Raw genomic sequence first — 25489 nt, 5'->3', positions numbered from 1 at the left:
GATGCTTAAATCTAGAAGCCCTACTGCTCTGATACAATCATCTGGGCGATATAATGTTCGAGCGCCAGCATGATTTTGTCGGCGGCGCCGCCGAGTTCGCCGACAATGCGGCGGGAGGCCTCGGCGGTGCGGCGCAGATAGACCGGATCGTCGAACAAGGCCTGTAGCTGGCGGGCGAGATCTTCGGCGTCCTTGACCGCGACGGCGCCGCCCTGGCTGTCCAGCGCGTCATAGACATCGATGAAATTGCCGATATGAGGGCCGTGCAGGATCGCCGAGCCGAGCTTGGCCGGCTCGATGGGATTCTGGCCGCCGTGGCCGGCCAGCGACTTGCCCATGAAAATCACGCTCGACAGGCGGTAGAACAGGCCCATCTCGCCAATGGTGTCGCCGATATAGACCTGCGTCGAGCGCGTGATGGGATCGCCGCGCGAGCGCAGGGCCGCTTCGAGGCCGGCGGCCTCGGCCTCGGCGGCGATCTCCGCGCCGCGATGGGGATGACGCGGGACGAGAACCGTCAGGAGCCCTGGAAAGCGTTGCGCCAGCGCCTTGTGCGCCTGAAGCGCGAGCGGTTCTTCGCCGGGATGGGTCGAGGCCGCGATCCAGATCTGGCGCGGGCCGATCTGTCGGGAGAGTTCGACAAGACGCGCCGGGTCGGCGGGCGGCGGCTCCACGTCATATTTCAGGTTGCCGATGGCGTCGACGCGGGGCGCGCCCAGTTGCAGGAGGCGGGCGGCGTCGTCCTGGCTCTGGGCGAGGCATAGGTCGATCTTGCCGAGCAGCGCCGAAATGAAGCCGGGAAAGCGCCGCCAGCGCGCGAAGGAGCGCGGCGACAGCCGGGCGTTGACAAGGGTGATGGGGATGTCGCGCGCATGGACGGCGCAAAGCGTATTGGGCCAGATCTCGGACTCAGCGAGGATGAACAGATCAGGCCGCCAATGGTCGAGGAAGCGCGTGATGAAGGGCGGCGCGTCCAGCGGCGAAAATTGATGGGTTGCGCCTTGCGGCAGTCTTTCGCCGAGGATGCGGGCGGAGGTGACGGTGCCCGTCGTGACAAGGACGTGGAATCCCTTGCCGGTCAGCCTCTCGACCAGCGGCAGCAAAGCAAGGCCCTCGCCGACGCTCGCGCCATGCAGCCAGGCGAGGCGGCCTTCCGGGCGCGGCAATTCGGCGAATCCGCGGCGCTCGCCGATGCGGGCGAGGTCTTCCTTGCCCTTTTGCCCGCGCCGCCACAGGAACAGGCCGCTGAACGGCGCAAGGCCGTTGGCGGCGGCGCGGTAAACGGGCAGAAACACGGCAGAACTCATCGCGGCCTGGTCTTGTGCTCAGCTGACGGATTTGGATGGCGGGGAGTCGCGGCATTCCGGCGACATTGCCGAGCCATTCGGGCCGAAAGGCGGCGAAGGCGTAAAAAACCGCGCTCCGGCGCGCTTCCGCCGTTCTTGCAGGCGACAGATAGCGCAGGCCGGAGAAAATAGCGAGAGCCCGCCGCGCGTTCGCGTGGAATCAGGGCGGCGGGACGAGTTCTCTCAATCGTCCGAGGGGTCGAGCACGCGGTGCATGTGGACGATGAAATAGCGCATCTGCGCATTATCCACGGTCGATTGCGCCTTGGCCTTCCAGACGGCGTGGGCGCTCTGGAAATCGGGATACATGCCGACCAGGTCGATCTTGGACAGGTCCTTGAAATCGGTGGTTTCGAGATTCTTCAGCTCGCCGCCAAAAACCAGATGCAGCAACTGCTTGGGCTCGACTTCATGGCTCATTCGCTCAGTCCTTCACGTCTAGGGCGGGGCGCGCGTGGGGAAGCTTTTGGGCGGACCCTCGCCGGGCCCTGGCCTCTCCTTCGCGCGCAGCGCGGATCAAATCGGCCTGGAGGCCGGGCGGTCCCGCGGCCAGCGCGGGATGTTTTGGTTCGGGCTGGTTGTACAATGGGGTCCGGCCGGAAAAATCAGTCAGCACGCCGCCAGCTTCATGAAGGATGAGATCTGCGGCGGCAATATCCCAATCATATGAATTCTGCCGCGCCAGCGCCGCGTCGAGATCGCCGTCGGCGACGCGCAGAAGGCGCATCGCGAGCGAGGGCAGACGCGGCTGCTGCAGGAAGGAAAGCCCGGAGCGCCGCAGATCCTCGGCCACCGCTTCCGGGACAGAGAGGCGCGCGCCGGCAAGTTCGCGGCGGTTCGAGACCGAGATCGGGACGCCATTGCAGCGCGCGCCGCCGCCAGCCGCCGCGACAAAGGTCTGATTGAGCGCGGGGGCGCGGACGACGCCGAAACAGGGCCGGCCGCCCACCACCAGGGCGACGCAGACCGAAAAGCAGGGGTCGCCGGCCGCGAAACCGCGGGTGCCGTCAATGGGATCGACCACGAAAACCGCCTCGCGTCCGAGCCGGTCAGGCGAATCGGCGGTTTCTTCGGAAAGCCAGCCGAATCCGGGGGCGAGACTGAGCAGGCGGTCGTGAAGGAATTGGTCGACGCGAAGATCGGCCTCGGTCACCGGAGAGCCGCAGCTCTTGTGGGTCACTTCGGCGTGGGTCGCCGCGCCGTGGCGGAAATAATCCAGCGCAATGTCTCCGGCCTCGCGCACAATTGCCTCGACGCGAGGCAGAAGCGGGGCAAAGGCGGACAGACCGGACAAATCGCGACCCTGATCAAGGAGACTTGCTATCGTGTAAACGCCCGTTCGTCGCAGCGCAAGAAATTTTGCACCTGCGAAATGCCGCGTTTTCCGAGCGTTTTCCGCACGGTTGCCGACAATTTGAACAATCCGGCTAACTCGGGATTGGACCTGCCGCCGACCAGAGCGGTTTGACTAAAATGCCGCCTATTTCCTTAGCAGGGTTGAGGCGAGTCGCGGCGAAAGATGGGCCAACAGCGGAAAATTCCCGCAGGAGCCCGACATGGTCACATCCCCCGCCGCGCCAATGACACGCCTCGTCGCCGCCGATCCGCGCGCAGACAATGGCCAGCGCGAGATCAGCATTTCGGCCGACGCGATCGCCATCGACCGCCGCGTCGGCGGCGTGAAAATGCGGTTCTGCCTGCCGGCGCCAAGCTTTCGCGGCGTCGCCCTCAGCGTCTATGAGGCCGCGCGCGGCTTCGTCTATCGCATCGCCCTGGTGCATGCCGACGCCGACCTGGACGTGGTGCTCGCGGAATCGGAAAATGAAGCGGACATCAGCCGGGACTGGCTGTCCTGGGCGAATTTCTTCCGCCTGCCGCGCCTGACCCGCAGCGCGAGCGGCGGCGACGCTGTGGTTGGCCGCCGCTTCGGCGAGGTCGAGGCCGGCGAGGTCAAGCCGCGCCGGCGCGGCTGGCCGCTCAAAGGCCGCCGCTCGATGATCTCGGCGCGACGCCTGTGTGGCGCCAAGGGGCGCGTGACGGCGGTTCATCGCGGCGAACGAGAGATCGTCTGCTACGAGTGAAGCCGTTTACCTGACGAGATAGAACAGCAGGTTCTCGCCGAACAGGCCTGTGAAGAGCAGGAAGCCCGCGGGGCCGTTGGAGCGGAACAATTTCAGCGCCAGGGCCTCGTCGGCGTTGTCCAACCGGCGGATCTGCCAGACCAGATGCCCCGCGAAGGCGAGCAGGCCGAGATGCGCCACGAGACCGGCGCCAACGGAAATGAGCGCGATTTCCGCGCAGAGCACCGCGGCGAGATAGAACAGGGCCACCGCGAGGGACAGATGGTCGCCAAAAAGTAGCGCGGTGGATTTCACACCCGCGCTGACGTCGTCCTTGCGGTCCTGAATGGCGTAAATGGTGTCATAGCCGATCGTCCACGCGACGCCGGACAGGTAAAGCCAGATCGCCGGCGCCGACAGTCCGCCGGTCTGCGCAGCCCAGCCCATCAGCGCGCCCCATGAAAAGGCGAGGCCGAGCGCGGCCTGGGGCCAGGACGTGAAGCGCTTCAAAAAGGGATAAATCGCCACCGGAATCAGCGAACACAGGCCGAGCAGAATGGCGAAGGAATTGAACGACAGCAGGACCAGAAGGCCGACGAGCGCCTGGGTCAGCATGAAGATCGCCGCGGCGCGCGGGCTGACCCGGCCCGAGGGCAACGGGCGTCCGCGCGTGCGCTCGACCCGGGCGTCAATCTCGCGGTCGATCAGGTCGTTGAAGGTCGATCCCGCGCCGCGCATGGCGACGGCGCCGATGAAGAACAGCAGGAGCAGCAGGTAATTCGGCGCTTGGAGACGATAGATTGTCGCAAGGCAGGTCGAGGAGAGGCAGGGCGCGAGCAGCAATTGCCAGCCGGCGGGGCGATCCAGCCGCGCGAGCTGGACATAGGGTTGCCAGCTTGCGGGAAGGCGTCGCCAGAGGCTTGCCGGATGCGCGTCCGGCAAAGCGCCGGCGTCGAGCGACGGCGCGGGCATGGCTCAGAGCGGTCCTGCGGGCAGCTTGGGCGGGGGCGGCAGGTTGCCGATGCCGCCGCCGCCGTTCTGCTGCATCTGCTTCGCCTTGGCGGCCAGCGCGCAGGCCTGTTCGGCAATCTTGGTCGTGCGTTCGCTGTTGGCCTTGAAATTATTCAGGAAATCGTCCGGAATATTGCACCAGTCCTTGTTCTTGACCATATAGGCGGCCATTTTCGCCTCGATCTCCTTCATCTTGCGCAGATGCGGACAGGCGGCGATCGGATCGAGCTTGTTGTCATGCGCCTTGGAAATCGAGTTCAGGGACTCGATTTCCGAATTGCGCTGCTTGCCGAAGACGGCGAGGTCTTCATTGCAGACCTGCGCGCGCGCTCCGCCCGAAAAGGCCGAGAAAGCCAGGAAAAAACCTGCAAAAAGGAAAATAGGACGTATCGAGGCGATCATCGCTTTGGCCATCATCGTTCCGCTCTTGTGCCGCCCCCGCCGCAATCATGCGAATTTTCACGGCATCTTTAGCAAACAGGGTGGCAGGGAGGCAAGGTCCGCTCGAACTTACGCGCCCGATCCTTGTTTTGCGCCCTTCAGATAGGGCGCCATGCCCGCGCGCGCCAGAGCGTCGGCGCGTTCGTTCATCGGGTCGCCCGCATGGCCCTTGACCCAATGCCAGGCGACGTCGTGACGGTTGGCCGCCTCGTCGAGCCGTTTCCACAAATCCTCGTTCTTCACCGGCTTCCTGTCGGCGGTGCGCCAGCCGTTGCGCTTCCAGTTATGCATCCAGGACGTCACGCCCTGCCGCACATATTGAGAATCGGTGTGGAGATCGACCGCGCAGGGGCGCGTCAGGGTCTCGAGCGCCGAAATGGCGGCGAGCAGCTCCATCCGGTTGTTGGTCGTGGCGGGCTCGCCGCCGCAAAAATCCTTTTCGGCGCCGTTGAAGGTCAGGATGGCGCCCCATCCGCCCGGGCCCGGGTTGCCGGAACAGGCGCCGTCGGTCCAGATCGCGACGCGGCGGGTCACTCGCCCAGCCCATATTCGGCGGCGCGTTCGATGGTCTGGTGGAAACGCAATTTGTCGAGATATTCGAGCGGGTTCTTGGGCCGCACCAGCGCCCCCGGGGGCACGTTCAGCCAGTCATAGAGCCGGGTGAGCAGGAAGCGCATGGCGGCGCCACGGGCGAGAACGGGCAAGGCGTCGCGCTCGGTCGGCGCGAGCGGGCGCAGGCTTTGATAGCCCTGGAGCAGGGCGCGGCCCTTGGTCGCGTTGAAGGACCCGTCGGTCTCGAAACACCAGGCGTTGAGGCAGATCGCCAGATCATAGGCGAGCGCGTCGGTGCAGGCGAAATAAAAGTCGATCAGGCCGGAGAGCTTCCGGCCGATGAAAAAGACATTGTCGGGAAAGAGATCAGCGTGGATCACGCCTTGCGGCAGGTCGCAGGGCCAGAGGCGCCGCAGGGCGTCGAGTTCCGCTGCTATTTCCGTCGCGAGGCCGGGCGAGACCTCTTCGGCGCGGTCGCGCGAGGACTCGAACAGCGCCGGCCAGTGTTCGACCGAGAGCGCGTTGTGGCGCGTCAGGGCAAAGCCCTGTCCGGCGAGATGCAATTGCGCCAGGGCGCGGCCGGCCTCTGCGCAATGAAGCGCTTCCGGCTTGCGGGTGGAGACGCCGTCGAGGAAGGTGACGATGGCGGCCGGGCGCCCCGCGAGCGTGCCGAGCGCGGCCCCGTCGCGCCGTTTGACCGGCAATGGGCAGGACAGTCTTTTCGCCGCCAGATGCTCCATCAGGCCGATGAAGAAGGGCAGGTCGTCCGGGTTCACCCGCTTTTCGTAGAGCGTGAGGATGTAAAAGCCGCTCTGGCAATGGAGCAGGAAATTGGAGTTCTCGACGCCCTCGGCTATGCCCTTGAACGAGAGGACCTCGCCGAGTTCGTAATCGGCGAGAAAGGCGAACAGAGCCTCGTCCGTGACATCCGTATAAACCGCCATTGTCCGCGACTCGACTTTTCGAAATTCCTGCACGCCCCGCATCGTGTTAGCGGGGCGCACAGCAAGCGTCAAACCAGCGGCTTGAGCGAGACGCCCTGCGGAACTGGCGTATCGTCGGGCACAAAGAAGTCCGGGGCGAGCGGGCTGGTCGGATCGACGCGATAGGCGTCGAATTCCGTCACGCCCCGTGCGGCGAGGATGACGTCGTCAATCAGGAATTGCCCCGTCAGTTCGCGGCTCGGCGAACAGAAGATGGCGTGGGCGGCGTCGGCCATGATGTCCGGCTTGCGCGAGGCGCGCATCAGCTTCTCGCCGCCGAGCAGATTGTTGACCGCCGCCGTGGCGATGGTTGTGCGAGGCCATAGGGCGTTGACCGCGACGCCCGCCGGGCGGAATTCGCCGGCGAGGCCGAGCACGGCAAGGCTCATGCCGAATTTCGCCATGGAATAGGCGGTATGCGCCGCGAACCATTTTTCCTTCATGTCGAGCGGGGGCGCCAGCATCAGCACATGAGGATTTTCCGCCATGGCGAGATAAGGAAAGGCGAGCTTGGCGGTCATGTAGGAGCCGCGCGCGTTGATCTGATGCATCAGGTCGAAGCGCTTCATGTCGATCTGCTGGCTGCCGCCGAGCGCGATGGCGCTGGCGTTGTTGACCACGATGTCGACGCCGCCGAAATGGGCGGCGGTCTGCGCCAGCGCCTGCGCCACCTGGTCTTCGTCGCGCACATCCACGGTCAGCGGCAGGGCGCGGCCGCCGGCGTCCTCGATTTCCCGCGCGGCGCTATAGATTGTGCCTGGAAGCTTGGGATGAGGCTCCGCCGTTTTGGCGGCGATGGCGACATTGGCGCCGTCGCGCGCGGCCCGGAGCGCGATGGCGAGGCCAATGCCGCGCGACGCGCCGGTGATGAACAGGGTCTTGCCTGCCAGGCTGGACATGATTCGCTCCCTTTGATTCTGCGAGCCGGGACTGCGCCCGCTTACTTGGCTTTGTTGAGAAAAGCCGCGAGCGCAGCTTGCGCCTGCGGCGACCCCAGCGCGGCGCGGAAGGCTTCCAGCTCGGCGTCGATGCGGGCAAGGATTTCCTCCTTGTCGCCGCGCAGGAATTTTCGCGCGGCGAGCAAGGCTGTGCGCGGCTTGGCCGCAAGCCTGGCCGCCTTTTCCCGGGCCGTGGCGAGCAGGGCGTCTGGGGCCACGATCGCGTTGATCAGGCCCGCCTCGCGCGCCTCCCCGGCGTCGAAGATTTCGCCCGCCAGCAGCCAGGCGCTGGCGCGGGCCATGCCGACGCGGCGGGGCAGGAGCAGCGAGGCGCCGGCTTCCGGCAGCAGGCCGAGATCGACGAAGGGCAGGGAGAAGCGCGCGGCTGGGCTGGCGTAAATGAGGTCGCAATGAAGCAGCATCGTCGTGCCCACGCCGACGGCGAGGCCATCGACCGCCGCGACGAGGGGCTTGGAGAAGGCGGCGATCTTGCGAATGAAATCGGCGCCCGCCATGTCGCCGCCGCTGACGGAGGCGACGATATCGCCGATGTCGTTGCCGGCGGAAAAGACGCCGCCCGAACCTGCGATCAGCACCGCGCCAATGCCCTGGTCGCGCTCGGCCTCGTGGAGGGCCACGGTCAGGGCGCGGTACATGGCGTTGGTCAGTGCGTTTTTCTTGGCGGGCCGGTTCAGAGTCAGCTCCAGGACCGCGCCATTGCGCGCGACCTCCACATCCGTCATGGCTTTCCTCTCCGTTCGGCTTGCCTGACGCGCGCGCCAATGTCATGAGCAAGCGCGACGGGCGTCGTTTTTATTTGGTTTATAAGTGAACCATTTTTTGTCTTCGGCGTCAAACAGGATTGGCGTTTTGAACAGGGAAGACAAGCGAAATACGCTTTTGCTGCCGGCAGGCCCGGGCGGAATCGCCGAGGCCGCAACGATCTTGCGCGCCGGGGGCCTGGTCGCCTTCCCAACGGAGACGGTTTACGGCCTCGGCGCGCTGGCGTCGGATCCTCGCGCTGTCGCCGCCATTTATCGCGCCAAGGGGCGGCCGAGTTTCAATCCGCTGATCGCCCATGTCGCGGACGTCGGCCAGGCGCGGCGCGAAGGCCGCTTCGATTCGCGCGCCGAAAAGCTGGCCGCCGCATTCTGGCCCGGGCCGCTGACGCTTGTGCTTCCGGTGGCGCAGGGCGGGAGCGTCTGCGATCTGGCGCGCGCGGGCCTCGACAGCGTCGGCCTGCGCATTCCCGCCAATGGTCTGGCGCGCGGCCTGATCGCCGCGGCCGGAGGCCCGGTCGCGGCGCCCTCCGCCAATCTTTCCGGCCATGTCAGCCCGGCGCTGCCGTCCCATGTTCTGGCCGATCTCAATGGGCGAATCGACGCTGTGCTCAATGGCGGCGCCTGTCCGGTCGGGGTCGAGTCGACAATCGTTTCCCTGCTCGGCGAAGCGCCGGTCCTGCTGCGTCCGGGCGGCGTTTCGCGCGCCGGGATCGAGCACGTATTGGGCGAAAGCCTCGCCGGGGCGGAGGAGGGAATCGACGCGCCTGTGGCGCCGGGACAGCTCGCCTCGCATTATGCGCCGCGCGCTGGCGTGCGGCTCGACGCCCTGGAGGTACTGGAAGGCGAGGCGGGGCTCGATTTTGGCGGACGATTTGCCGGCGCCCCCGGAACGATCCTTGACCTTTCGCCGCGGGGCGACCTCACCGAGGCGGCGGCCAATCTGTTTTCGATGCTGCGGCTCCTGGACGCCAGCGGGTTGCAGCGGATCGCTGTCGCGCCCATTCCGCAGGAAGGTCTTGGCGAGGCGATCAATGACCGCTTGCGCCGGGCCGCCGCTCCCAGGTCCTGAACCGGGCGCCCGTCGTTCTTTTGTGCGGCGCAATCTTGAATTTGGTTGGGATTTGAACCATTCTGGCGGCATGAATCAGATCAGTTGGGACGATTTTCGCCTGGTGCGCGGCATTGCGGAATCCGGTTCGCTGGTCGGCGCAGCGGCTTCGCTCAACCTCAATCATTCCACGGTGTTCCGCCGCCTTGGCGCGCTGGAGGAGATGATCGGGGCCAAATTGTTCGAGCGGTCGCGCAACGGCTATGCCGCCACCGCCGCCGGACAGGAGATGGTCCTGCTGGCCGAGCGAATGGGCCGCGACGTCACGGATTTCGAGCGGCGCATCGCCGGGCGCGACGAAAAGCCCTCGGGCCTGCTGCGGGTCACGACCAATGACGCGCTGTTCAATTATGTCCTCGCGCCGATCCTGGCGAGCTTTCGCAAGGCTTATCCCGATATCCAGCTCGACGTGCTGGTCACGAACCAGCCGCTGAACCTCTCGCGTCGCGACGCCGACATCGCGGTGCGCTCGACCTACGCTCCGCCGGAAACTCTGGTCGGCCGCCGCATCGGCTCCTCGGTCTGGGGGCGCTATGTGTCCCGGACACTTTATGAGTCCGGCTTCGACCCGGCCGATGAGAGCCATTCCTATATCGCTTTCAACGAGCAATTCGGCGGCGTCGACGTGTTCGACTGGATCGAGAAGGAAATCCCGCCGCACCGCATCGCGATGCGCTGCAACACCACGGTCGGGATCGCGCAATGTATCGCGCAGGGAGTCGGGATCGGCTTCCTGCCCCGTTTCATCGGCGACCAGCATCCGGAACTGGTCTGCACCGACGAGCCGATGGCCGGGCGGGGCGCCGTACTCTGGCTGCTGACGCACCCCGACCTGCGCCATGCCGCGCGCGTGCGCGCCTTCATGGATCACGCCGGCGCGCAGCTGAGCAAGCGGCGCGCCGTCTTGAGCGGCGGAAGCGGCAATGGCGAAGGGATCTGACTCTTAGCCGATCTCGACGATCACGCGGCCGCGCACCTTGCCCTCAAGGATCTGGGCTGCGGTCTCGATTACCTTGTCATAGCCGATGGTCGTGCTGAGTTCGGCCAGCTTGGCCTTGTCGAGGTCGCGCGCGAGGCGTTCCCAGGCCTGCAGGCGGACCGCCTTGGGCTTCATCACGCTGTCTATGCCTAGCAGGGAGACGCCGCGCAGGATGAAGGGCGCGACCGAGGTCGGCAGGTCCATGCCCTGCGCGAGGCCGCAGGCGGCGACGGCGCCTTCGTAAGCAGTTTGGGCCAAAACATTGGCCAGCGTATGCGACCCGACCGCATCGACCGCCGCTGCCCAGCGCTCCTTGCCGAGCGGCTTGCCGGGCGCGGAAAGCTCCGCGCGATCAATGATCTCCGCCGCGCCGAGATGTTTCAGAAAATCCGCTTCTTCCGGGCGCCCTGTCGAGGCGATGACCCGCCAGCCCGCCTTGGCGAGCAGGGAAACGGCGATCGAGCCGACGCCGCCGGCCGCGCCCGTGACCAGCACGGGGCCGCGATCCGGCGTCATGCCCTGCTTCTCCAGCGCCAGCACCGCGAGCGCGGCGGTGTAGCCGGCGGTGCCTATCGCCATGCTTTGCGCGGCGGTAAAAGCCTTGGGCAGCGGCACCAGCCAGTCGCCCTTCACCCGCGCCTTTTGCGAATAGCCGCCGAAATGGGTTTCGCCGACGCCCCAGCCATTCAGGACCACTTCGTCGCCGGGCTTGAACTCGGGATGAGTCGAGCTTTCCACCACCCCGGCGAAATCAATCCCGGGGATCATGGGAAAGCGGCGCACGACCGGCGACTTGCCGGTGATCGCCAGCCCGTCCTTGTAATTGACCGTGGAATGGCTGACGCGCACGGTGACGTTGCCGTCCATCAATTCCGTCTCGTCGAATTCCGAAAAAGCCGCGCGATAGCCGGACGCGTCCTTGTCGATGCGAATGGCCTTGAATTTGGTCATGGGGCCTCCTCGACCCAAAAGCGGGCCTTTGCATTTATTAGACGATCAGTCTAAAATCATTTCATGGAAATGGTCAATCTGCCGCCGCGCAAACGCGGGCGCCCGCCGAAGCAAGCTCCCAATCATGCCGGCACAAGAGAGGCGCTGCTGCGCGCGGGCGTCGCGGCGCTGACGAGAAAGGGTTTCGTCGCCACCGGGCTCGACGAGATCCTGTCGCTGGCGAATGTGCCGAAGGGCTCCTTCTATCATTATTTCGCGTCGAAAGAGGCCTTTGGCTCTGCGGCTATCGCCCGCTATGGCGCCTATTTCGCCGCCAAGCTCGATCGTCATCTGCTCGACGAGAGTCTCGCGCCGCTCGAGCGCCTGCGCGCCTTCATCGCCGACGCCGAAGCGGGTATGCGCCGCCATGAGTTTCGGCGCGGCTGTCTTGTCGGCAATCTGGGGCAGGAAATGTCGGCCTTGCCGGAAGCCTATCGCGACCAGCTCGACGCTGTCTTCGTGGATTGGGAGGCGCGGCTCGCCGCTTGCCTGCGGCTGGCCCAAACGCGAGGGGAAATCGGCGCGGGCCGGGATTGCGCGCGGCTGGCGCATTTCTTCTGGATCGGCTGGGAGGGCGCGGTGCTGCGCGCAAAGCTGCGCCGCAGCGGCCAGCCGCTGCGGGTTTTCGCGGAAGGCTTCTTCGCCCTGCTGGCGTGATTAAAGCACCTTGCCGGGATTCAGCGTGTTGTGCGGGTCGAGCGCGGTCTTGAACCTGCGCATGACGTCCATGGCCACGGAATCCTTCACCGTCGGCAGCAGGTCGCGCTTGAGCACGCCAATGCCGTGTTCGGCGGAAATCGAGCCGTTCATCCGCTTCACAACGGCGTGGACTGCCTCGTTCAGCTCCTCCCAGCGCGCCAGATAGGCGGTCTTGTCGGCGCCAAGCGGCTGGCTAACGTTGAAGTGGATATTGCCGTCGCCCATATGGCCAAAGGGCACGGGGCGCGCGCCGGGAATGGTCGCCTCGACCACAGGAACGGCTTCCGCCAGGAAGGCCGGGACCAGCGCCACGGGCACGCAGATGTCGTGCTTGATCGAGCCGCCCTCGAATTTCTGCATCTCGGACAGGTTTTCGCGCAAAGCCCAGAAGGCCTTGCGCTGGTCGAGCGAAGTGGCCACCGCCGCGTCCTCGACGATTTCCTGTTCGAAGGCGACCTCCAGCAGGGCCATCATGGTGTCGCTGAGGCCGGAGTCGGACTGCGAGGCCAGTTCCAGCAGCACATACCATTCATGCGGGCTTTCCAGCGGCTCGCGGGCGCCGGCGGAATGCTTGACGACGATCTCGACGCCGAAGCGCGACATGAATTCGAATGTCTTGAGGTCCGGCCCGGCCATGGTCTGGGCCAGCACCAGCAAATCGAGGCACTTTTCCGGGCTGGCGAGGCCGATCAGCGCCGTCTCGACCGCGCGCGGGCGCGGATAGAGCTTGACCACTGCGGCGGTGATGATTCCGAGCGTGCCTTCCGAGCCCATGAAGACGTGCTTGAGGTCGTAGCCGGTATTGTCCTTGCGCAGCTTGGAGAGATTGCCGAGCACGGAGCCGTCGGCCAGCACGACTTCGAGGCCGGTGACGAGATCGCGGGCGTTGCCATAGGCCAGAACGGCGGTCCCGCCGGCATTGGAGGCGAGATTGCCGCCGATGGTGCAGGAGCCTTCCGAGGCGAGAGACAACGGGAACAGCCGATCCACGCTTTCGGCGGCCTCCTGCACTTTCTGCAGGGTGACGCCGGCCTCGACGATCATGGTGTTGGAGGCGGGATCGATCTCGCGGACCTTGTCCAGCCGTCCGAGCGACAGCAAGATCTCACGACCGGTCTGGTCCGGGGTCTGGCCGCCGACGAGGCCGGTATTGCCGCCCTGTGGCACCACCTTCAGGCCGTGCTTGTCCGCAAAGGCGCAGATCGCCGCGACTTCCTGCGTGCTGCCGGGGCGCACGACGCAGGAGGCCTTGCCATGCCACAAGTCGCGCGGCTCGCTCAGATAGCCGGCCATGTCCTGCGGCGCGGTCAGCACATATTTCTCGCCGACGATCTGGGCGAGTTGCGCGGCGGTCTCCGCGGGAGAAAGCTCGGTCATTTCAGTCCGTCTCAGTTGTGGCGCGCTCCTGCTTTGCCCCAGACGGCGCGCCATCGCAAGTTTTTCAGCCTAGCAGGCGGCGTTTGCGCCCGGCCTTGACAGCGGCCTTCCGGAACACGCCGACCAGTTCCACATGGGGCGAATAGAGGAATTGGTCAACGGGCGTGACCGTCGCCAGCTCATAGCCGCCCGCGATGAGCATATTGGCGTCGCGGGCGAAAGTCTGGGCGTTGCAGGAGACGCCGACGACGCAAGGGACCACGCTCTGGGCCAGTTCGCGCATCTGCTTCTCCGCTCCGGCGCGGGGCGGGTCGAACACCACGGCGTCGAAACCGGCGAGTTCGCTCGCCAGCAACGGGCGGGCGAACAGGTCGCGCGCCTCTCCGGTCAGCCGGCGGAGCCCCGCCGTCGCGCGCCCGGCGCGCAGGCCGGCGGCAAGCGCCCCGGCTTCGCCCTCGACGCAGAAAACATCGGCCTTTTCCGCCAGCCGCAGCGCGAATGTGCCGATTCCGCAATAAAGGTCGGCTGCTTTCTTGGCCTCGCCTACAGCGTCGAGCACCAGTTGCGCCAAAATCGCCTCGCCGGCCGCCGTCGCCTGCAAAAAGGCGCCGGGCGGCGGCGTCACGCGGACGCGGCCGATCTGGATTTCAGGCGCGCGGCGCTCGACGAGCGGGACGCCGTGATTGGCGATGCGCGCGAGATCGAGACTTTCCGCCGCCACGATCAGCGCCTGCTCCAATTCGAATTCGAGCTTGCCGCAGCCGTGAACGTCGAGATCGAGACCCTGCAGGCCGGCGGTCACGACGATGTCGAGCGGCTTTTCCAGGGGCTTTAGTATTTCCGCCACCCTGCGCGCGGCGTTCAGGGCGCCCGCCATTTCGGGCGCGAGGATCGGGCAGGAGTCCAGTTCGTAGATGCGATGGCTGCGCGCCTCCATGAAGCCGACATGGGGCTGGCCGCGCTGGTCGTTGCGGGCATGGAATGTGGCGCGCCTACGTCCGGCGCCCCAGGCCGCGACGAGCGGCGCTACGTCCACCTCGACGCCGGCGTTGCGCAGGGAATCGGCGACGAGGCCGCGCTTCCATTCCGCATAGGCGGGGGCGCTCAGCGTCTGCACGGCGCAGCCGCCGCATTTCGTGAAATGCGGGCATGGGGCATTGACTCGCTCGGGCGAGGCTCTCAGAACTTCGACCAGCTTGCCGCGTTCGCCGTCCACCTCAGCGAGGATGGTTTCGCCCGGCAGGGCGTAGGGGGTGAAGATCAGGCCTCTCGGCCCCCGGCTGAGGCCTTCGCCGCGCGCGCCAAGGCGTTCGATGTCGAGATGGGCGTTGAGATTGATCACGGCCGGCGCGCTCCGAGCAGGAATTCACGATTGCCGTCGCCGCCTTCGATCGGCGAGGGGATCAGGCCAATCAAGCGCCAGCCCAGGCTTTCGACCAGAGATTGAATCTTTTCGCAAGCGCGGCGTTGGGCATGGGCGTCGCGGACAAGGCCTTTTTTCACGAAATCCGGCCCTGCTTCGAATTGCGGCTTGATGAGAAACGCCGCTTCCGCCTGCGGCGCGGCCAGCGTGAGGACAGGCGGCAGCACCAGCGACAGCGAGATGAAGCTGACGTCGCAGACGATGATTTGCGGCGGCGCAGGAAGATCGGCGGCGGCGAGGGCGCGGGCGTCGCGCTTTTCGTGCGAAGTCACGCGTGGATCGTTGGCGATGACGGGGTGAAGCTGGCTGTGGCCGACATCGACGCAAGTGACTTTGGCCGCACCGCGCGCGAGCAGGACATGGGCGAAACCGCCGGTCGAGGCGCCGATGTCGAGGGCCTGCTTTCCCGCGGGGTCGATGCTGAATGCGTCGAGAGCCGCCGCCAGCTTGACGCCGCCGCGCGACACCCAGGGGTAGGGGGCGCTGGCCTCAAGTCGCGCATCCTCCGCGACAGGCTCGGAGGGCTTCGCCACCATGCGGCCGTCGAGCGTCACGAGCCCGGCCTCAATAGCCTCCCGCGCCTTGGCGCGACTGGCGAAAAAGCCGCGTTCAACCAGGGCTATATCGACGCGACGGGTCATGTGGCGGGTCCTGCGGCGGGTTATGCGGAATGCAACTCATGCCAATGTCTAGGCGCGTGGACAGTCGCGCGCGTGGCCTTTGGGGGCGCGTTGCGGGTAGCATGGACAGCGAAACGCCGAAAGAGCGAGTTGAAGACCGGAGGGCGCCATGCTGGTCGAGAAATTTCGTCAGATCCTGTTCTGGCCGTTGCAATTGATGCCATTGCCGGATCGGGGCGACGTGCATTGGCGCCAGCTCGACGGAGATCCGAACTGGGTTTTGCTGGACGACGATTTTCCATCCGATCCCGCGCAATACCAGGAGCGGCATTACCGGGAATTCGTTTCCTTCCTGCCCCATGTCCAGCGATTCCTCTATGGCGAGCGCTCGAAATCCGTGCGCAGCTACGGGGAATCTCCGCTGCTGGTCTATCGCCGCACAGATATCAAGGCGGTGCGGATGCGGGCGCCGGGAGAGGCGGAATTCCGCTGTTTCAAGGTCGAGCACGCTGACGTCTTTTTCTTCTACGACGCCGATGTCATGATTCCAGTGATCGAGATTTCGGCCGAAGACATCGCGCTCGACGTGGCGATGGACACGATCAACCGTTTCGGCCGCGCCTATCCCGCCGCCTGGAGCGAGAGCGGCGAGCCGGCCAATTGTTTCGAGACAGTTGAATGGCTCGACGCCGCGGGGGCTCCCCTCGCCGCCGCCGATTACACCAACCGGTTGAAATTTTACGAGTCGGTAGCTCGTTCCCAGACCACGGACATCGCCGCCCACTGGGCCTTTATGCTGCGCCCCATGATGCTCAATCGCAGCGGCGCCACCTGCGCGGTACGCTACCGGCCGCTGGAATATCATCGCATGCCGATGATGACCTATCTTGCGGTGGAGGATCCCGCCAGCCTGACCCGCGCCGAATTCACCCGTCTCGCGCTCGCGGCGGTCCCCGCCGCGCGCGACTGGTTGCCGCTTTCATCGATCTATCTCGCCGATTTCGAGCGCGCCCATTGTTATGACCGGTTTTTCGATCCTCGCCGGACCGACGATCCGGATTGGCCCAACATGCGGATCATGTGCACGCCGCAGGCGTTCGTCATGATCGGCCGGTCTGGCGACCCCGGCTTCATCGACAGCGAGCGCGGCTTTCTTGGCCAGTTCCGCCACCAGTTCTTCATGCTCGGGCTGATCGCACATTTCCACCGCGCCGCGATCCTGATGATGTCGAACCGGCTGGTCGAGGTCATCAGCCGGCTGGAAAGTCATGACACCCGCTCGGTATCGCGCTTCCGTCATGACATTCGCGATATTTCCGCGACATTCCTGCGCTTCACCCACCGCTATTATTTCTGCGAAGTGTCGGATCAGGCAATCTTGCGCGACGTCTTCCGCATTTGGACCGGACAGCTGCGCACGGAGGCTCTGTTCAAGGAATTACGCGAGGAGGTCAACGACATGGAGGCCTTCATGGAGGCCGATCTGTTGCGCCGGCAGGCGGTGACCATTCTGCAGCTGACCGTGGTGACCTTGTTCAGCCTGGTCGGCACGATCACGACCGGATTCCTCGGCATGAATCTATTCAATCACGCCGATCTGCCGACGACGGACCGGCTGGTGATTTTCTTTCTCGTGTTCATCCCGACGTCGCTGCTCACGCTGTACACGGTGAGGAAGTCCCGACGTCTCGCGCATTTCCTCGACACGCTGGCGAGCGACAAGGCGAGCTTGCGGACAAAATGGGGCGCGTTCCTGGCGGTGTGGGACAGCCGGCGCGACGTTTCGGTCGATTGAGAGTTCCGGGCCGTGGCCGGGGGCGAAAATCGGCTCCCGGCGCTGTCCTTTGAGGCGTCAGGCGGTCTTGTCGAGTCGTCAGGCGGTCTTGGCGGCGGCGGCCGGACGGCCGAGCGCCTGAAAGACCTTGGCGACGATGCCCTTGGCGTCGAGGCCGGCCTTGGCGTAGAGGAGTTCCGGCTTGTCCTGATCGAGAAAGACGTCAGGCAGGACCATGGAGCGGAAGCGCAGGCCGCCGTCCAGCAGGCCATCCTCGGTCAGTTGCTGCGCGACGAAGGAGCCGAAGCCGCCGACCGAGCCTTCTTCGATCGTGATGAGCGCCTCATGTTCCGTGGCGAGCTTGCGGATCAGATCCACATCCAGCGGCTTGGCGAAGCGCGCGTCCGCGACCGTAGTCGAAATGCCCTGCGCCGCCAGCAATTCGGCCGCCTGGAGCGCTTCGGCGAGGCGCGTGCCGAGCGACAGGATGGCGACCTTGTCGCCCTGGCGGACAATGCGGCCCTTGCCGATCTCCAGCGGAACGCCGTCCTGCGGCAACTCGGCGCCGACGCCATCGCCGCGCGGATAGCGGAAGGCGATCGGTCCCTTGTCATAGGCTGCGGCCGTAGCGACCATATGGACCAGTTCCGCCTCGTCGGCGGCGGCCATCACCACCATGTTGGGCAGGATGCCGAGGAATGCGATGTCGAAGGCGCCCGCATGGGTCGCGCCGTCCGCGCCGACCAATCCGGCGCGGTCGAGCGCGAAGCGCACCGGCAGGTTCTGGATCGCCACGTCGTGGACAACCTGATCGTAGCCGCGCTGCAGGAAGGTTGAATAGATCGCGCAGAAAGGCTTGTAGCCCTCGGTCGCAAGGCCGGCGGCGAAGGTCACGGCGTGCTGCTCGGCGATGCCAACGTCGAAAGTGCGCTTCGGGAAGGCCTGCTGGAAGAAATCGACGCCGGTGCCGGTGGGCATGGCGGCGGTGATGGCGACGATCTTGTCGTCCTTCTCAGCTTCCTTGACCAGCGACTGCCCGAACACCTTGGTGTAGGAGGGCGCGTTGGCCTTGGGCTTGACCTGGGCCCCGGTCACCACGTCGAACTTGTTGACGCCGTGATATTTGTCCTCGGCGGCTTCGGCGGGCGCATAGCCCTTGCCCTTCTGGGTGACGACATGGATCAGCACCGGGCCGCCGACGTCGGCGTCGCGGACGTTCTTCAGCACCGGCAGCAGATGGTCGAGATTATGGCCGTCGATCGGGCCGACATAGAAAAAGCCCAGCTCCTCGAACAGGGTGCCGCCGGTGACATAGGTCCGGGCGTGCTCGACCGCGCGGGTGATCGCGCTTTCCACGGGCTTGGGCAGATGGCGGGCGATGTTCTTGCCCGCGTCGCGCAGCTTGAGATAGGTGCGTCCCGAGGAGAGGCGTGCGAGATAGGCCGACATCGCGCCGACCGGCGGCGCGATCGACATGTCGTTGTCATTCAGGATGACGATGAGGCGCGAATGCGAGGCGCCGGCGTTGTTCATGGCTTCATAGGCCATGCCGGCCGACATCGAGCCGTCGCCGATGACCGCGATGACATTGTTGTCTGCGCCCGAAAGCGTGCGGGCCACCGCCATGCCGAGCCCCGCCGAAATCGAGGTCGAGGAATGGGCCGCGCCGAAGGGGTCGTATTCGCTTTCCGAGCGCTTGGTGAAGCCGGACAAGCCGCCGGCCTGGCGCAGCGTCTTGATGCGCTCGCGCCGTCCGGTCAGGATCTTGTGGGGATAGGCCTGGTGGCCGACGTCCCAGATGACCCGGTCTTTTGGCGTATTAAAGACATAATGCAAGGCGACAGTCAGCTCGACCACGCCGAGGCTCGATCCGAGATGTCCGCCGGTGACGGAGACGGCGTCAATGGTCGCACGGCGCAGGTCCTCGGCCAATGCGCGCAACTCGCTCTCGGGGAGTTGGCGCAGGTCGGCGGGGAGCTTGACACGGTCGAGAACAGGGGTCGTCGAATTATTGTTCACGGCATACTCGATCAATATTCGCTCCCCCTCTGACAAGAAGCGCGAAAAGGTGCTTTACACGCTGAACGTCCAAGGGGCAATTGCGCGATCGTATTTTGTCGTCGCGGTGTTAATTTGCAGCAAAGCTTGGCTGTTTGGTCTCCATCCATCTCTTGACGGTCTTGTTTCGGACCGCTTTGATCGTTTCCCGACGCTGAGGCGCGGCGACAGGACCGGGCTTGCCGGCAGGAGACGACCATGAGCATGAGCCCGCAAAACCCCAATACGCTTCACAGCCTTGGCGGCGCGATCGAGCGCCTGCGCTCGCGCTGGGGCTGGTTTGTCGCCTATGGCGCGCTCTGCCTGATTTTCGGCGTCGCGGCCTTGATCCTGGCGGCGGTTTCGACGCTCGCGGTGGTCTTTTTCGTCGCGCTGATGCTGATTCTGGCGGGCGGCGTCGAAATCATGATCGGCCTCAATTCCCGCGACTGGCCGTCTCTCTTCCTGTGGCTGATCAGCGGCCTGTTCTATCTTGTCTTCGGCGCTTTTGCCCTGGCCCGCCCGGAAGTGGCGGCGGCGGTGTTGACCGCGGTCGTCGGATTCGGCTTTCTCTTCGCCGGCCTCGTCCGCATCTGGCTCGGCGCGCGACTGCCGGCCGGACCCAAGGCCTTCATAGTTCTTGCAGGCGTGGTTACCACGCTGCTCGGCGGCATGATTCTCGCTGGCTGGCCGGGCAACACCATGGTGATTCTGGGAACCCTCTTCGGGGTCGACATGGTTTTTCATGGCGCGAGCTGGATAGCCCTGGGGCTGAAATTGCGCCACTAAGGCTTCAAATGTTCGGCTGACGCTTGGCTTTTGCCGCCCCGGGGTGATAAACGCGGGCGACGGGCAAAGCTCATCTCCTGCGCTTTCTGACATGTGAAGTCAGCTCTTCTCTGACGGTCTAAGGATTCGATCATGGCGAAATGGGTTTATTCGTTCGGCGATGGCAAGGCTGAAGGCGCCAGCGCGATGAAGAACTTGCTGGGCGGCAAGGGCGCCAATCTGGCGGAAATGGCCAATCTGGGCCTGCCTGTGCCGCCGGGATTCACCATTTCGACCGAGGTCTGCACCTATTATTACGCTAATGGCCAGACCTATCCGGCGGATCTTGCCGACCAGGTCGCGACGGCTCTGGCCCATGTCGGCAAGCTCGCCGCGCATGTCTTCGGCGATCCGGCCAACCCGCTGCTCGTCTCGGTGCGCTCCGGCGGCCGCGCCTCCATGCCGGGCATGATGGACACCGTCCTCAATCTCGGCCTCAACGACGTGACGGTCGAGGCTATCGCCAAATCCTCCGGCGACGAACGCTTCGCCTGGGATTCCTATCGCCGTTTCATCCAGATGTATTCCAATGTCGTGCTCAACGTTGAGCACCATAATTTCGAGGAAATTCTGGAGCTCTACAAGGATCAGAAGGGCTATCACCAGGATACGGACCTCAAGGCGGATGATTGGCGCAAGGTCGTCGCCAGCTATAAGGAGGCCGTGCAGCGCGAGATCGGAAAACCCTTCCCGCAGGATCCGCACGAGCAATTGTGGGGCGCGATCAGCGCGGTGTTTTCGTCCTGGATGAACCAGCGCGCCATCACCTATCGCCGCCTGCACGATATCCCGGAAAGCTGGGGCACGGCGGTCAATGTCCAGGCCATGGTGTTCGGCAATATGGGCGAGACCTCGGCGACGGGCGTTGCCTTCACCCGCAATCCCGCGACCGGCGAAAATGCGCTTTATGGCGAATTCCTGATCAACGCCCAGGGCGAAGACGTGGTGGCCGGCATCCGCACGCCGCAGAACATCACGGAAGCCGCGCGCATCGCCGCGAAATCCGACAAGCTCTCGATGGAAAAGGCCCTGCCGGAGGTATTCGCCGAATTCGTCCGCGCGACCAAGCTGCTGGAATCGCATTATCGCGACATGCAGGACATGGAATTCACTGTCGAGCGCGGCAAGTTCTGGATGCTGCAGACCCGAAACGGCAAGCGCACGGCGCGCGCCGCGTTGCGCGTCGCGGTCGAAATGGCCGCTGAGGGCCTGATCACCCGTTCGGAGGCGATCGCGCGCATCGAGCCGGCCTCGCTCGACCAGTTGCTGCATCCCACGCTCGACCCCAAGGCCGAGCGCAAGATCGTCGCCACCGGCCTGCCGGCCTCGCCCGGCGCCGCCAGCGGCGAGATCGTGTTCTCGTCCGACGAGGCCGAGGCGTTGAAAGCGGCCGGCCACAAGGTCATCCTGGTGCGCGTTGAAACCTCTCCCGAGGATATCCACGGCATGCACGCCGCGGAAGGCATTCTCACCACCCGCGGCGGCATGACCTCCCATGCGGCGGTGGTCGCGCGCGGCATGGGCAAGCCCTGCGTCTCGGGCGCCGGCTCGGTGCGCGTCGATTACGCCAGTCAGACCATGCATGCGATGGGGCGTGCCTTCGCCAAGGGCGACGTCATCACCATCGACGGCGCAACCGGGCAGGTGATGGACGGCCTCGTTCCGATGCTCCAGCCGGAACTGTCGGGCGATTTCGCCGTGCTGATGGGCTGGGCCGACGGCGAGCGCCGGCTGAAGGTGCGCACCAACGCCGACACGCCGGCCGACGCCCGGATCGCGCGGCAATTCGGGGCCGAGGGCATCGGCCTTTGCCGCACCGAGCACATGTTCTTTGATAATGACCGCATCATCGCTGTTCGCGAGATGATCCTCGCCGACAACGAGGAAGGCCGCCGCGCGGCCCTGGCCAAGATCCTGCCAATGCAGCGCTCGGATTTCTCCGCTCTGTTCGAAATCATGCATGGCCTGCCGGTGACTATCCGCCTGCTCGATCCGCCTTTGCATGAATTCCTGCCGCATACTGCTGAAGATATCGCCGAGGTCGCCGCCGCAACGGGCGCGAGCCCGGAAAAGCTCAAGCGTCGCGCCGACGAATTGCATGAATTCAACCCCATGCTCGGCTTCCGCGGCGTGCGTCTCGCCGTCGCTTTCCCGGAAATCGCTGAAATGCAGGCGCGCGCCATTTTCGAAGGCGCGGTCGAGGCGCAGAAGAAGACCGGCGAGAACGTCACGCCGGAAATCATGGTGCCGCTGGTGTTCTCCAAGCGCGAACTGGACATGGTCAAGGCGCGCATCGACGCTATGGCCGCGGCAGTCTTCAAGGAGACCGGCGTGACCCTTCCCTATCAGGTCGGCACGATGATCGAATTGCCGCGCGCCGCCTTGCGCGCGGGCGAGATCGCGGAGACGGCGGAGTTCTTCTCCTTCGGCACCAACGACCTGACCCAGACCACGCTCGGCATTTCGCGCGACGACGCCGGCTCCTTCCTGGGAACCTATGTCCAGAAGGGCATACTCCCGCACGATCCCTTCGTGTCGCTCGATCAGGACGGCGTCGGCGAACTGGTCGCGCTGGCGGCGGAACGCGGCAAGAAAACGCGCGAGAAGATCAAGCTCGGCATTTGCGGCGAGCATGGCGGCGATCCGTCGTCCATTGCTTTTTGTGAAAAGACCGGGCTCGATTACGTCTCCTGCTCGCCCTATCGCGTGCCGATCGCCCGCCTCGCGGCGGCGCAGGCGGCGCTGGGCGCGGCGGCGCGCTCGACGGCCTGAGTTTCTCCCCCTCAACCGGCGCTGCGCGCCACCTTCTCCCGCGAGGGGAGAAGGGACCGCTTTGGCAAGGGAGGCGCATTTTGCGGCAGGCTCAACAGAAGCTGATCGTCGCGACCAGCGGGCGCGGGCTGTTCGAGTTCACCCGCGAGGCGCGCGCCTTTCTGCGCGCCAGCGGTCTGACGTTCGGGCAGTTGACAGTTTTCTGCCGCCACACCTCGGCCTCGCTGCTGATCCAGGAAAACGCCGATCCGTCCGTCCTTGACGATCTGCTCGCCTTCTTCGACCGTTTGGCGCCGGAAGGGCGCGGGCTTTACAGCCACGAGAACGAAGGCGCTGACGACATGCCGGCGCATTTGCGCACGGCTTTGACGCAGGTGAGCCTCGCCATTCCCTTCGCCGAGGGCGATCTGATGCTGGGGACCTGGCAAGGGATCTACCTGTTCGAGCATCGCCGCGCGCCGCATCGCCGTGAGGTGATTTTGCACGCTGTGGGAGAATGAGGCCGAGGCTTGCCAGAAGGCGCCGCGCCAGCTAGACCCGCGCTGCATTTGCGGAGGCTTCATGCGCGCGCCTGTTCCTGATCTGGCTTCCATCGCCGCCGGCGGCAAACGCGGTCTTTCGCGCGCTCTGGCGCTGATCGAGACGCGGCAGGGAACCGCGGAATTGGCGGAACTGCTCGACGCCGCTTTGGCCCGGACTCGCGCCCATGCCGCAGGACTGACCGGGCCGCCCGGCGTCGGCAAATCGACCCTCACCAACGCCCTTCTGCGCGACTGGCGCGTGCGGGGCGAGACGGTCGGCGTCATCGCGGTCGATCCCTCGTCGCGGCGCACCGGCGGCGCGCTGTTAGGCGACCGCGCGCGTATGGCGACCGACCCGGACGATCAGGGCGTTTTCGTGCGCTCCATGGCGGCGCGCGACCGGCTCGGCGGGTTGTCCGACCAGACCATCGCGGCGGCTGCGCTGATGCGCGCTTTGTTCGACCGGGTGCTGATTGAAAGTGTCGGCATCGGGCAATCTGAGGCCGATATTTCCTTCGCCGTCGACAGCGTCATTCTCTGCGTCCAGCCGGGTTCAGGCGACAGCCTGCAATTCATGAAGGCCGGCGTGATGGAATTGCCCGATATTGTCGTGGTGACAAAGGCCGACATGGGCGACGCCGCGAAACGCGCGAAGAGCGAGGTCGAAGGCGCGCTCACTCTGTTTGAGCGCGACGACGACTGGCGTGTGCCGGTGATCCTGGCCTCGGCGGCGAGCGGCGCGGGAATTGCGGAATTGCATCAGGCTCTGGCCGAACATCGCGCCTGGGCCGAACGAGGCGGCGCTCTGAAAGCCCGCCGCGACGCACAGGAAAAGGCCTGGGTGGAAGAATCGATCCGCGCGCGTTTTGGCAGCGAGGGGCTGGCGCGGGCCAATGCGATCCGGGCTTCGGCAGCGGGGCCTTTCACGCGCGAGCTGGAGATCGCGCGTGAATTGACTCGTCGGCTTGGGACTGTTTGAGGCGCGGCGTTCAGACCGTTCCGGCCGCTGAAATCATCCGGTAGTGGCGGGCCAGCGCCGTCAGGCCACGGCGCAGGATGAACAGGGCCACCGCGCCGGCCATTTTCGCGTCCTTGTAGGCGCCGATTTCGCGGCCGACATCGACGATCTCGCGGTCGTTGAGAACGATTGCGGCGAGCGCCTCGCGGAAATCTTCCGGGATCGCCTCGCGCGCGGCGCGATATTGCTGCAAGGCCTCGATCTGGCTCTCGCAGCGCCAGAGTCCATTGGGCGAATAGGCCGCCGAAACCTCCTGCGACGGATCGAGCGAACGCAGCGGGTCGAGGCCCGCGCGGAAAAAAGTCTCGCGGAATTTTTCGCCGGCCTGAGCCAGGGCGAAATTGCGCGCCTTGTCGGCGCTGTCGAGCTGGTTGCGGTCGCGCAGCCGCGCCAGTGGTCCGTCGTCGAGACGAATGCGGACGAAGTCCACCGTCGCCGTCTCGAATTTATCGCCGCGGGCGACCTCCACGACTTCGGAAAACGTCTCGATGCGCGCGGACTCGCCTGCTCTCAGCAGGCGTTCGACGCTGGGGCCTTCCGGCGCGCGATAGCCGGAGCGGGCGAATTTTTCCAGAGTCTTTCGCGCCGCTGCGCGTGTCGGCGTGTCGAGACAGGTGAGTTTGGGCAGGGTGATCTTGGATTTCCGCGTCTTGTTCATCTGGCGCTCAAATTCTGGCGTTGCGGGCTGGGTCAGGCGGCCGAATGGTCACTCACGGTCAAGGTGAGCTCCGACCCGGCGCCGCCATAGGTCGCGCTGAATCTTTCCGGCGACAGGCCGCGACGGATGATCCGGCAACGCGCGAGAAGCTCGACCAGCGGGCGCTCAAGCGCGCCGAATTGCCGGGTGCGGGCGTTGCGCGGCGCCGCGATTTCCAGTGCGAAAGTGGCGCCGATGCGCCCCGGCTTCTGGGCGTTGAGGCGGCGCGCCGCCCGGTCGAGCCAGTCTTCATATGCCTCGGAGCGCACCAGTCCCTGCGGCGTCGGAACGTAAAGGATGGAAGCCGGCGGCGGCGTCGGGACGCTCAAAGTGATGGTCTGGGCGGCGGGGCGCGGCTCGGCGCTCAGGCCGAACTGGCCCGTCTTCGGCAAGGCCGCGCGCGGCTTGACGGTCTCGACCCGCAGCGGCCGCGGGGCGGGGCGGGGGGCGCGCGGGGTCTTGTTGAAATAAAACAGACCAACACACACAAGAAAAAAAATTTTATATACAAATAATGTATAATTAAATTAGGG

25 protein-coding genes are annotated in these 25489 nt (G+C 65.3%); 9 read left to right on the top strand and 16 right to left on the bottom strand.

Going from position 1 to position 25489, the window contains the following annotated elements; translation table 11 throughout:
- Positions 1-20: 20 nt before the first annotated feature.
- The 3 genes from QM467_RS13480 to QM467_RS13470 all read right to left on the bottom strand — a co-directional run bounded on the left by QM467_RS13480 (position 21) and on the right by QM467_RS13470 (position 2589).
- A complete protein-coding gene (locus tag QM467_RS13480; protein ID WP_283366851.1) occupies positions 21-1295 on the bottom strand; it encodes a 3-deoxy-D-manno-octulosonic acid transferase in 1275 nt (424 codons plus the stop codon).
- Positions 1296-1529: 234 nt separating this feature from the next.
- Positions 1530-1766: a DUF4170 domain-containing protein gene (locus tag QM467_RS13475; protein ID WP_283366850.1), complete on the bottom strand. Its 237-nt coding sequence runs from the start codon at positions 1764-1766 to the stop codon at positions 1530-1532.
- Positions 1767-1770: 4 nt separating this feature from the next.
- The gene (locus tag QM467_RS13470; protein WP_283366849.1) at positions 1771-2589 is read right to left on the bottom strand and encodes a 3'(2'),5'-bisphosphate nucleotidase CysQ; all 819 of its coding nucleotides are present in this window, start codon (positions 2587-2589) and stop codon (positions 1771-1773) included.
- A 313-nt stretch (positions 2590-2902) separates the two neighbouring features.
- Here QM467_RS13470 and QM467_RS13465 point away from each other — a divergent pair, with 313 nt between their 5' ends.
- A complete protein-coding gene (locus tag QM467_RS13465) occupies positions 2903-3427 on the top strand; it encodes a DUF6101 family protein (protein ID WP_283366848.1) in 525 nt (174 codons plus the stop codon).
- Positions 3428-3433: 6 nt separating this feature from the next.
- Here QM467_RS13465 and ubiA read toward each other — a convergent pair whose 3' ends face one another.
- From ubiA to QM467_RS13435, 6 genes are all read right to left on the bottom strand, one after another.
- Entirely contained in the window at positions 3434-4378 is a 945-nt protein-coding gene (gene ubiA, locus QM467_RS13460) for a 4-hydroxybenzoate octaprenyltransferase (RefSeq protein ID WP_283366847.1), read from the bottom strand.
- Between the two features lie 3 nt (positions 4379-4381).
- Complete coding sequence (locus QM467_RS13455) at positions 4382-4831, bottom strand: hypothetical protein (RefSeq protein ID WP_283366846.1); 450 nt, start codon at positions 4829-4831, stop codon at positions 4382-4384.
- 96 nt (positions 4832-4927) lie between these two features.
- The gene (gene rnhA, locus QM467_RS13450) at positions 4928-5392 is read right to left on the bottom strand and encodes a ribonuclease HI (RefSeq protein ID WP_283366845.1); all 465 of its coding nucleotides are present in this window, start codon (positions 5390-5392) and stop codon (positions 4928-4930) included.
- Positions 5389-6354, bottom strand: a complete 966-nt coding sequence (gene thrB / locus QM467_RS13445) for a homoserine kinase (RefSeq protein WP_283366844.1) — start codon at positions 6352-6354, stop codon at positions 5389-5391. The genes rnhA and thrB overlap by 4 nt, the downstream gene beginning before the upstream one ends.
- Before the next feature lie 68 nt (positions 6355-6422).
- Entirely contained in the window at positions 6423-7292 is an 870-nt protein-coding gene (locus tag QM467_RS13440) for an SDR family oxidoreductase (protein WP_283366843.1), read from the bottom strand.
- A 41-nt stretch (positions 7293-7333) separates the two neighbouring features.
- Positions 7334-8074 carry an enoyl-CoA hydratase-related protein gene (locus QM467_RS13435; protein WP_283366842.1) on the bottom strand — a complete coding sequence of 247 codons (741 nt, stop codon included), beginning with the start codon at positions 8072-8074 and terminating at the stop codon, positions 7334-7336.
- Between the two features lie 127 nt (positions 8075-8201).
- Here QM467_RS13435 and QM467_RS13430 point away from each other — a divergent pair, with 127 nt between their 5' ends.
- Both QM467_RS13430 and QM467_RS13425 read left to right on the top strand, forming a co-directional pair.
- Positions 8202-9182 (top strand): L-threonylcarbamoyladenylate synthase, encoded by a 981-nt coding sequence (locus tag QM467_RS13430; protein WP_283366841.1) that lies wholly within the window; start codon positions 8202-8204, stop codon positions 9180-9182.
- 70 nt (positions 9183-9252) lie between these two features.
- Positions 9253-10161 carry a LysR family transcriptional regulator gene (locus QM467_RS13425; protein WP_283366840.1) on the top strand — a complete coding sequence of 303 codons (909 nt, stop codon included), beginning with the start codon at positions 9253-9255 and terminating at the stop codon, positions 10159-10161.
- A 3-nt stretch (positions 10162-10164) separates the two neighbouring features.
- On the opposite strand, the gene acuI is transcribed toward QM467_RS13425, so the two are convergent.
- A complete protein-coding gene (gene acuI / locus QM467_RS13420) occupies positions 10165-11151 on the bottom strand; it encodes an acrylyl-CoA reductase (NADPH) (protein WP_283366839.1) in 987 nt (328 codons plus the stop codon).
- A 63-nt stretch (positions 11152-11214) separates the two neighbouring features.
- Here acuI and acuR point away from each other — a divergent pair, with 63 nt between their 5' ends.
- Positions 11215-11847 (top strand): acrylate utilization transcriptional regulator AcuR, encoded by a 633-nt coding sequence (gene acuR / locus QM467_RS13415; RefSeq protein WP_283366838.1) that lies wholly within the window; start codon positions 11215-11217, stop codon positions 11845-11847.
- Here the strand turns inward: acuR and QM467_RS13410 are convergent, their stop codons facing one another.
- The 3 genes from QM467_RS13410 to QM467_RS13400 all read right to left on the bottom strand — a co-directional run bounded on the left by QM467_RS13410 (position 11848) and on the right by QM467_RS13400 (position 15330).
- Positions 11848-13266, bottom strand: a complete 1419-nt coding sequence (locus QM467_RS13410) for an FAD-binding oxidoreductase (RefSeq protein ID WP_283366837.1) — start codon at positions 13264-13266, stop codon at positions 11848-11850. It abuts the gene before it with no gap.
- A 64-nt stretch (positions 13267-13330) separates the two neighbouring features.
- On the bottom strand, positions 13331-14608 hold the full coding sequence (locus tag QM467_RS13405) for a class I SAM-dependent RNA methyltransferase (protein WP_283366836.1): 1278 nt from the start codon (positions 14606-14608) through the stop codon (positions 13331-13333).
- The gene (locus QM467_RS13400; RefSeq protein WP_283366835.1) at positions 14605-15330 is read right to left on the bottom strand and encodes a TlyA family RNA methyltransferase; all 726 of its coding nucleotides are present in this window, start codon (positions 15328-15330) and stop codon (positions 14605-14607) included. Before QM467_RS13400 ends, QM467_RS13405 begins: the two co-directional genes overlap by 4 nt.
- A 148-nt stretch (positions 15331-15478) precedes the next feature.
- On the opposite strand from QM467_RS13400, the gene QM467_RS13395 reads away from it, so the two are divergent.
- Positions 15479-17104 carry a hypothetical protein gene (locus QM467_RS13395; RefSeq protein ID WP_283366834.1) on the top strand — a complete coding sequence of 542 codons (1626 nt, stop codon included), beginning with the start codon at positions 15479-15481 and terminating at the stop codon, positions 17102-17104.
- 78 nt (positions 17105-17182) lie between these two features.
- Here QM467_RS13395 and dxs read toward each other — a convergent pair whose 3' ends face one another.
- Complete coding sequence (dxs, locus tag QM467_RS13390; protein ID WP_283366931.1) at positions 17183-19102, bottom strand: 1-deoxy-D-xylulose-5-phosphate synthase; 1920 nt, start codon at positions 19100-19102, stop codon at positions 17183-17185.
- Between the two features lie 237 nt (positions 19103-19339).
- Here dxs and QM467_RS13385 point away from each other — a divergent pair, with 237 nt between their 5' ends.
- The 4 genes from QM467_RS13385 (at position 19340) to meaB (ending at position 24220) form a co-directional block, all read left to right on the top strand.
- Positions 19340-19909 (top strand): HdeD family acid-resistance protein, encoded by a 570-nt coding sequence (locus QM467_RS13385; RefSeq protein WP_283366833.1) that lies wholly within the window; start codon positions 19340-19342, stop codon positions 19907-19909.
- Positions 19910-20041: 132 nt separating this feature from the next.
- On the top strand, positions 20042-22720 hold the full coding sequence (gene ppdK / locus QM467_RS13380) for a pyruvate, phosphate dikinase (protein WP_283366832.1): 2679 nt from the start codon (positions 20042-20044) through the stop codon (positions 22718-22720).
- Between the two features lie 80 nt (positions 22721-22800).
- Positions 22801-23220: a secondary thiamine-phosphate synthase enzyme YjbQ gene (locus tag QM467_RS13375; RefSeq protein ID WP_283366831.1), complete on the top strand. Its 420-nt coding sequence runs from the start codon at positions 22801-22803 to the stop codon at positions 23218-23220.
- A gap of 61 nt (positions 23221-23281) precedes the next feature.
- Entirely contained in the window at positions 23282-24220 is a 939-nt protein-coding gene (meaB, locus tag QM467_RS13370) for a methylmalonyl Co-A mutase-associated GTPase MeaB (protein ID WP_283366830.1), read from the top strand.
- Positions 24221-24230: 10 nt separating this feature from the next.
- Here the strand turns inward: meaB and QM467_RS13365 are convergent, their stop codons facing one another.
- Together QM467_RS13365 and QM467_RS13360 are read right to left on the bottom strand one after the other, a co-directional pair.
- Positions 24231-24917 carry a DUF6456 domain-containing protein gene (locus QM467_RS13365; RefSeq protein WP_283366829.1) on the bottom strand — a complete coding sequence of 229 codons (687 nt, stop codon included), beginning with the start codon at positions 24915-24917 and terminating at the stop codon, positions 24231-24233.
- Positions 24918-24949: 32 nt separating this feature from the next.
- Positions 24950-25444, bottom strand: a complete 495-nt coding sequence (locus QM467_RS13360; protein WP_283366828.1) for a hypothetical protein — start codon at positions 25442-25444, stop codon at positions 24950-24952.
- Between the last annotated feature and the right edge of the window lie 45 nt (positions 25445-25489).

This window comes from Rhodoblastus sp. 17X3, assembly GCF_030056575.1.
GTDB lineage: Bacteria > Pseudomonadota > Alphaproteobacteria > Rhizobiales > Beijerinckiaceae > Rhodoblastus.
The sequence above is the reverse complement of the archived record's forward strand: the minus strand, read 5'-3'. Positions and strand labels throughout refer to the sequence as shown.